This is a genomic window from Vibrio sp. CAU 1672 (assembly GCF_029223195.1).
In the GTDB taxonomy this organism is placed as follows: Bacteria; Pseudomonadota; Gammaproteobacteria; order Enterobacterales; family Vibrionaceae; genus Vibrio.
This window is the reverse complement of the sequence record NZ_JARHUF010000035.1, coordinates 22,409-30,268: the sequence shown is the minus strand read 5'-3', so window position 1 is coordinate 30,268 and position 7,860 is coordinate 22,409. Positions and strand designations below refer to the sequence as shown.

Genomic DNA, 7,860 nt, shown 5'->3' with positions numbered 1-7,860 from the left:
GTGACATCACGCTAGAAGCACACAATTTGCGGAGAGATGGCTGAGTGGTTGAAAGCACCGGTCTTGAAAACCGGCATACGTTAATAGCGTATCTAGGGTTCAAATCCCTATCTCTCCGCCACTATTCAAACCCCAGTCGAAAGACTGGGGTTTCTTCGTTTCCGGACTGGGAAAACTGATACCAGTCCGGAAAATTAACCAGGCCTATTCACCCTCTTGAGTACATTTTGCTGACCCTTTTGGTGCTCTGCAGAAACCGATTCCTGGCTGTGCAGACATGTGGAAACAATGTTGTCATAGTTCTCAAAACATTGGTTGGCCAGATAGTGCTGTCTGAACTAACACCATACTCGCTCAATAGGGTTCAGTTCAGGTGAATATGGCGGCAATTTGGTGATGCTGACGTTCGCGAGTTCATTGGCAATCTCTTCGGTATGCCATCTTGCACCATCCATTACAACAACGCGCAACGGCCTTTTTCAGTGACTGATGAGCTCTGTCTTAAGTGCTCTACATTATGGCTTTGTTGACCCAGAATACGACTATCGCTTCACCAATTCCTCTACAGGGACAGATTGAACCAAATAGACCAGCCATAATCAAACGGTTGTCGTTTCACCGCTCTTGGGCGCGTTCCTGGGTTTGTTGTCCTAGTCTCGCTTCGTCCTGAAACCAGATATCAACCTGCTGCAAGCTTATATGGCCAGGGAGGTTATCCATGAAAAGCCCATGCTATCGAGATGGTAGTCGATAGAGTCAGGGTGATCGTTATAGACAGAGAATGGCAGTGTAATTGGCGGGTATAGAGGATAAAAAAGCCGGCAGGAGGGCTGCCGGCTTTAGGTTTACGGTTTGGAGAGAAGAGGATTAGTCTGTTTTTACTAACATTAGCGCCTTGCGTGACACCTCGTGAGCTGCCTTGGTCAGGTTTTGCTTTTCCAGGGTGTCGGCCAAAAAGGCATAGTCCGAAACGTCAGAGCGAAGCTTCAATGCAATTTCAAAATGCGTTTGTGCCGGTTGCCATTTTTCCTGACGGAAGAAGAAGTGGGCCAAGGCACTGTGTGCTGCTGCATTTTCCGGGTCTTTTTTGACAACATCTTCTAAGAAAACGATCACTGGGTGAACATCCGGAACATTCAGATCAGGCAGTAACCGATAGAGCTCAGCGCTTGGGTATTTTTTTACACTCTCTTTTAATACCGTGAAGGCTTCCGAATCGGCTTTTCTTGCGATCAGCTCTTTGGCAAAACACGCGATCAGGTGGGAATTATGTTTTACCTTGCGTGGCAAGCCATTCCAGTGGGCGATCAGTCCTTCACTTCCCTGTTGCTGAGCGACTTCGTGTAACAGCCCGCATTGCGCTTGCTGGATCAGTTCAGCCTGCTCATCATCTTTGATCAGGTTGGCTTTATTCAATTGAGGCAGCAAATCAATCAGTGGTTGCCACAGTTTCAACTGGATATAGGTGGTTTTCAGCAGGTTCAGGACGATAGTGTTATTCGGGTACTGGCCCTTTAATGTCTGCAGGGTATCGAATGCCGCGGTATAGTCATTATCACGGACAAACTGCTTTGCTCGGGTCAACTCGACAGCAAGCTGGGCGTTTTCCTGCTCACTTGCTAATGCCAGGTAGCGATCACGTTTGGCTTTATCACCCTGACCCTGGGCGGCTTCTGATGCCACTAAATAGCAGAGTAGTGGCATATCGTGGTGATTAGCCCAGCGTGTCACTTTCTTCTCTGCACCTTTCCAGTCGCCTTCTAGCAGGCGGATAATACCTTCATTGGTGTAGCGGCGAGAGCGGCGCATTTTCCGCATGCTGAAATAGTTCCAGGTTGCCGAACTGGTGTAGATGACTTTTTTGATCAAATACTCAAGCAAAAACAGTGCAGCCAGGGCTGCAATCACAAACACTACCAAGGTGGTGACACTCATCTCAAGCGTGGTGTTGGCGATGGAGATCAGGACATAACCCTGTTGACCGGAAAATTGGGTGCCGGCAAACAAGCCCGCGCCCAGAACGACAAAGAGGAAGATCAGTCTAATCATTGTTGCGCCTCCAGATCTGTCATGGTGGTGACATCACGGCGTAAGCGCTCACGGATCACATCCGACAGCTGAGTTTGGCTCTCTAGCTTGACGGGGTACTCTACTTGAATATTTTGCTGACTTAACAGGTCAAGTGTGCGAGTGAGCTCTTGAACCGTATTGTCTTCTTGGTTGAAGAAGGCAAGCGCCCACTTATTAGCGGTCGTTAATGCGGTGGTGTACAGCTCGCCTTGCTCGGTGTATACCGCTTTGATCGCGGTTTCTAGTTTGGCTTTGATATTCTCTTTTAAGTAGAAATGTTGCTCTGGTGATAGCAGAGGGATGACGTTGCCATCGCGTGTACGGAAAGTGATGAAGTTTTCTGAGAAGTCTTTTAATGACGTCATCAGGTTCTCTTTCCAGTTAGCAAGGTCTTCGGATACCTGAGGCTTTTCAACCTGTTCCGCTTCAGGCAACAGCGCGTTTGCCAGAGGTAAGCGATCAACTTGTTGTTGTAATGCAGTAATGCGCAGCACCAGGCCATCACGGTCAATCAGTGGCACGGTACGTAATTTTGTGATGTCGTTTGCCATGGCTTTGCGTAAGTTCACCAGGCTTGGGTCATTAAGCGCGGCAATGCGTTGATCGGCACTTCCCATCAGTTGAGTTGCGCTCTCCACATCGTGCTCTAAAAACAGTTTACGCCCAGCCAGTTTGACTAAGTAATCGGCTTCCGCCAGTAACCAGTCGTTAGGACGACGGCCTTTCACATCGGCAATGGCCATCTGCAGGCTCTCAATGCTTTTCTGTTGCTGGCCAAGAACCACTTCGGTGTTATGTAAAACAGTATTGGTCTGTTCAGATGTTTCACGTTTAGTCTGTTCAAGCGCCTGCTGCATTGCTGCGTGTGACTGATCTAATTGGTGTTGCAGTTGAGCAATTTGCTCCTGATAGAGGTTCTCTTGTTGGTGCAGTTTATATGCCAAACCACCGCTAAACAGGACTGAAAGAACAATCGCAAGGGTTCCAAGTTTAACGCCGCGCTTACCTTGTTTTTCTTCAAATTCACTTTTGTCCGCTGCCACTGCCTGAGGGGGTTCGGTCTGGCCTTGAGCTTCTTTGGCTTCAGGTTCGCTGTTTGGCTCTGGCGCAGTGGTTTCAGCTAGCGGTGCTGATGAACTTTCTTCGGAAAGGTTTTTCTTTTTTTGTTCGTCGTTTTTATTTGTCATGCCTATATCCTATGTCGCTAGGGCTGGAGAGCAGCCAGTATGTGTTGGTTTGATGCGCCTCCTGTGCACCGAACCCGAGTGAACCCCCGCTGCACGGCCATATCAGCAATACGCTGACTGGGGATTAATAACTCTTGTTGAGTCAGCCATGTCAATTGTGTTGGTGACAGCTGACGGCATAAATAGTCCAGTTGTTCACCACTGGTGACAATGATTTGGTCTATCTGGTGTTGTTTCCACGATGAGACACAGCTTACAGGATCGAAAGGGATAAATTCTCTCTGGTAGGTCTCACTATAATGAACTTGTGCGCCACGGCTTGCTAGTGTTTGTTTGATCAGTTCCCGACCACCATGACCACGCAAAATCACAATGTCTTTGCCGGAAATGTCTTGCAGCGGTCCGAGTTGCAGCAAATGTTCACTGTCACTGATTTGTGGGTAGTGTACGTTTTGTTGGGTGTATTTGCTCAAATAGTGCGCGGTTTTTTGACCGACGGCAAGGTAAATCACTTGTGGTGGCCATGATTGCTGGTGATTCGCCAAAATCTGTTCAGCGCACTGCACGGCATGCTGACTGACAGCGATGACGATGTGGGCCCGCGCTAATAAAGGAACAAGGTGTGAGTCCGTCAGATCGGCGACAATGTCGATCAGAGGCTGGTGCAGCGCTGGAATACCGTGTGCGTGTAGCTGAGAGCAAAGCTGCTGGCCTTGCTCTCCTGGCCGGGTAACCAAGACTGCCATGGTTATTCGTGTTCTTCGTACAATTTGGTTAGAATTTCACGAGCGCCGTTGTCAAGCAGCTCGTTCGCCAGCTCAACCCCCAGTGTTTCTGCGTTATCACGGTGGCCACGGGCTTCACCGCGCACAATGCGGCTGCCATCAGGCTCACCCACTAGTGCGCGTAACCAAATCTCGTCCCCATCAAGTAGCGAGTAGCTGCCAATCGGCACCTGGCATCCACCTTGCAGTGTCAGGTTCATGGCACGCTCACAGCGTACGCGATCGGCGGTATCCCGGTGGTTGAGTGGCTCAAGCAGTTTCAGTAATCGCTCGTCATCCATGCGACATTCGATACCTACCGCACCTTGACCAACTGCTGGCAGAGATTGCTCTGGTTCAATAAAGCTGCGAATACGTTCTTCAAGCTCTAAGCGTTTCAGACCGGCTGCGGCAAGAATGATAGCGTCGTATTCTCCGGCGTCGAGTTTACCAAGGCGTGTCCCGACATTGCCACGCAGTTCCTTGATGACGAGATCCGGGCGGTATTCTTTAAGCTGGCACTGGCGGCGTAAGCTACAGGTACCTACGATCGCACCTTGTGGGAGCTCATCAATGTTAGGGTAGTGATTGGATACAAATGCATCGCGCGGGTCTTCCCGTTCACAGATAGTGACAAGGCCAAGCCCGGGCGGAAAGTCGACGGGCACATCTTTCATCGAGTGGACCGCCAGATCGGCTCTGCCTTCCAACATTGCCACTTCCAACTCTTTGACGAATAAGCCTTTGCCACCCACTTTGGCCAGTGGGGTATCGAGGATCACATCCCCTTTGGTTACCATTGTCACCAATTCGACCTCCAAACCGGGATGGGCCGCTTGTAGTGCGTCCTTGACAAAGTGGGCTTGCCAGAGAGCAAGGGGGCTTTTTCGAGTCGCAATGCGAATAGGTGTGGATTGTGTCATGGTCTTCTCAATGCTGTTTTATTTGTATTAATCCTACCATCCCAACCGGGAAAATCTTACTGTTAGTTGATTATCACCGAGCTTGCGGAGCGGAATTACACCATGGCATGAAAATAGTGTGACATATTTCTCATTTAGCCTATGGACTATTATTAGTTAAGAGGATTCCAAGCGACACTACGGCGCCGTTAATTTTGCTCCAGACAGCGGAAGTAAAGGCTGAAACTATTTGCAATTGGAAATCTTTACCTGGCGCGGCGAAAGTGTTAAATTGATCACGTTTTCTAGCCGGTTTGGTCTAAAACATCAGCAGATTTTCGATATTGTTCAACCAAGGATATTCCCTTGCAGGCATATACCCAGAAACTCATTCAGCGACTAGATAATTTGAACCAGCAACGTGTTGAGCGTGCGCTGGCGCTTATGGATTCGCAAAGCCAGCAAGTCTTTCACTTGATTCCTGCCTTGTTGAACTTTAACCATCCGGTGATCCCGGGTTACTACGACGCTGACGTTCCGTTTGGCGTGCACGCCTTTGAACCCAACGCCATTCAACAGCAGTTTATTGATGATACCGAGCTGACCATCCATCAACCCCTGGAGACGGCAGACCAGCCTGAAATCCTGGGTTTGTACACCATGGGGAGCACTTCTTCTATCGGTCAGAGTACCTCGAGTGATCTGGATATCTGGGTGTGTATTGACCAGAATATGGCCAGTGATGCGAGAGAGCTGCTGAGCAATAAGTGCCTGTTGATCACCGACTGGGCGCAGAGCCACGGCGTGGAAGCCAACTTTTTCCTAATGGATGAAGACCGATTTCGTAGCAACCACTCTGAAGAGATGACCGGTGAAAACTGCGGCTCTTCTCAGCACCTGCTGCTGTTAGATGAATTTTATCGTTCTGCAGTTCGTCTGGCCGGACGACGTTTGCTATGGCAATTGGTGCCACCTGAAATGGAAGAGTGCTACGACGAGTACGTGGCAAGGCTGTGTCAGGACGGGTACATTAATTGCGATGAATGGATCGACTTCGGAAAATTGAACCGGATTCCGGCGGAAGAGTATTTTGGCTCGAACCTGTGGCAGTTGTATAAAAGTATTGACTCACCATACAAATCGGTACTCAAAGCCATTTTATTGGAAGCCTATTCCTGGGAGTACCCGCACACCCAGCTGTTAAGTATTGACACCAAACGCCGCTTCTTTGCCCATGAGCCTGATTTGTATGGAATGGATGCGTACTACCTGATGCTGGAAAAGGTCACTCTTTATCTGGAGCGCATTCAGGATGAAAACCGCTTGGATCTGGTCAGGCGCTGCTTTTACCTCAAGACTCACGAAAAATTGTCCCGGGAGCCAGCGGTGGGCTCGGTTCCCTGGCGGCGTGAAGCGCTTGCCGATATGATCAAACAGTGGAACTGGGGCGATGATGTATTGGCGGAGCTGGATGATCGGCGTAACTGGAAAGTCGAACAGGTCAAATTGGTACACCATGCGCTGCTGGACGCCCTGATGCAAAGTTACCGTAACCTGATCCAGTTTGCGCGACGCAATGATATCACCTCCGCGATCAGCCCGCAGGACATCAGTATTTTGGCGCGTAAGTTGTATGCCGCTTTCGAGGTGTTGCCGGGGAAAGTGACGTTGCTCAACCCGCAGATCTCACCGGACTTACATGAGCCTGACCTTAGTTTTATTGAAGTGAAGGAAGGCGGCGTCAATCGTTCCGGCTGGTATTTATACAAGCAACCATTGCTTCCCCATCGGATCCTCGGCCAGCCGTACCTTGAGCATCATGAGTATTTGAGTAAGCTGGTTGCCTGGGCATTCTTCAATGGTCTGATCACAGAATCGACCCGTTTGCATGCGGTGGTGCGTGAAGCGCAAATTGATATCGATAAGTTTTATCAGATGGTCAGTGATTTGCGTAATACTTTCTCGCTGCGTAAGCGCCGGCCGACTATGCAGGCGCTGGCAAGCCCGTGTGAAATTAGTCAGTTGGCGATGTACATCAACTTTGAGAGCGATCCGACCTCGGAGCTATCAGGACGATCGCTGAAAGTGGATGTCAAGAACACCGACATTTTTAGTTTCGGCCCTGAACATAAGAATCTGGTCGGCAGTGTTGATTTGGTTTATCGCAACTCATGGCATGAAGTACGTACCTTACACTTTAAGGGTGAAACGGCGATGCTGGATGCGTTGAAAACCATTCTGGGTAAGATGCATCAGGATGCGATACCACCAGAATCGGTGGATGTATTCTGTTACGCCAAGAATATGCGAGGTGTGATGCGTAATACGGTCTATCAGTTGCTGGCTGAATGCATTGATTTACGCTTGAAGCCGGTAGAGCAGGAGAAACGTCGGCGCTTTAAGGCTATTCGCCTGGGCTGTCAGACTTACGGTTTGTTCTTTGAGCGTCGCGGGGTTTCAGTGCAAAAACTGGAAAACTCGATCGATTTTTATCGCAGTATCTCGACCAACAAGTTGAAGGGGTCGCCGCTGCTGATGCTGGATCGTGAACAGGAATACCAACTGCCGGATGTGGTCGATGGTTATGCCAGCGAAGGTCTGGTGCAGTTCTTTTTTGAAGATACTGATAAAGGCTTCAACATTTATGTGTTGGATGAAACCAATCAGACAGAGGTGTACCATCAGTTCAGTGGTTCGAAGGATGAGATGATCACTTCGGTCAACAGTTTTTACACTTCCGTGAAGGACGATAATCCCGTGGCGTCGAAGTGCATCAATTTTAACCTGCCGCAGTACTATCAGATCATCCATCCGGAAGAAGGCAGTACCTATGTGATTCCGTACCGCAATGATGGTTGTACCCCGACCCGTCCGACCAAAGCGGTGAATGCCTGAATCAGAAACGCAAAAAGAGCACCAGAGGTGCTCTTTTTTTGT

Annotated in this window: 5 protein-coding genes, 1 tRNA gene and 1 pseudogene; 2 read left to right on the top strand and 5 right to left on the bottom strand. The window is 49.4% G+C overall.

Annotated features, from left to right (window positions below; genetic code table 11):
- Positions 1-30 precede the first annotated feature (30 nt).
- Positions 31-121, top strand: a tRNA-Ser gene (locus tag P2G85_RS19855).
- A 220-nt stretch (positions 122-341) separates the two neighbouring features.
- Here P2G85_RS19855 and P2G85_RS19850 read toward each other — a convergent pair.
- The 5 genes and pseudogenes from P2G85_RS19850 to hemC form a co-directional block, all read right to left on the bottom strand.
- Positions 342-470: pseudogene (locus P2G85_RS19850) on the bottom strand (transposase); the annotation flags it as partial.
- Between the two features lie 397 nt (positions 471-867).
- Positions 868-2,049, bottom strand: a complete 1,182-nt coding sequence (locus tag P2G85_RS19845) for a heme biosynthesis HemY N-terminal domain-containing protein (protein WP_275865795.1) — start codon at positions 2,047-2,049, stop codon at positions 868-870.
- Positions 2,046-3,257 (bottom strand): uroporphyrinogen-III C-methyltransferase, encoded by a 1,212-nt coding sequence (locus P2G85_RS19840; protein ID WP_275865794.1) that lies wholly within the window; start codon positions 3,255-3,257, stop codon positions 2,046-2,048. Before P2G85_RS19840 ends, P2G85_RS19845 begins: the two co-directional genes overlap by 4 nt.
- A 17-nt stretch (positions 3,258-3,274) precedes the next feature.
- Positions 3,275-4,003: a uroporphyrinogen-III synthase gene (locus P2G85_RS19835; protein ID WP_275865793.1), complete on the bottom strand. Its 729-nt coding sequence runs from the start codon at positions 4,001-4,003 to the stop codon at positions 3,275-3,277.
- A gap of 2 nt (positions 4,004-4,005) precedes the next feature.
- Positions 4,006-4,944: a hydroxymethylbilane synthase gene (gene hemC, locus P2G85_RS19830; protein ID WP_275865792.1), complete on the bottom strand. Its 939-nt coding sequence runs from the start codon at positions 4,942-4,944 to the stop codon at positions 4,006-4,008.
- A gap of 345 nt (positions 4,945-5,289) precedes the next feature.
- Between hemC and P2G85_RS19825 the strand changes: the two genes are divergently transcribed.
- A complete protein-coding gene (locus P2G85_RS19825) occupies positions 5,290-7,818 on the top strand; it encodes a class I adenylate cyclase (RefSeq protein WP_275865791.1) in 2,529 nt (842 codons plus the stop codon).
- Positions 7,819-7,860 lie beyond the last annotated feature (42 nt).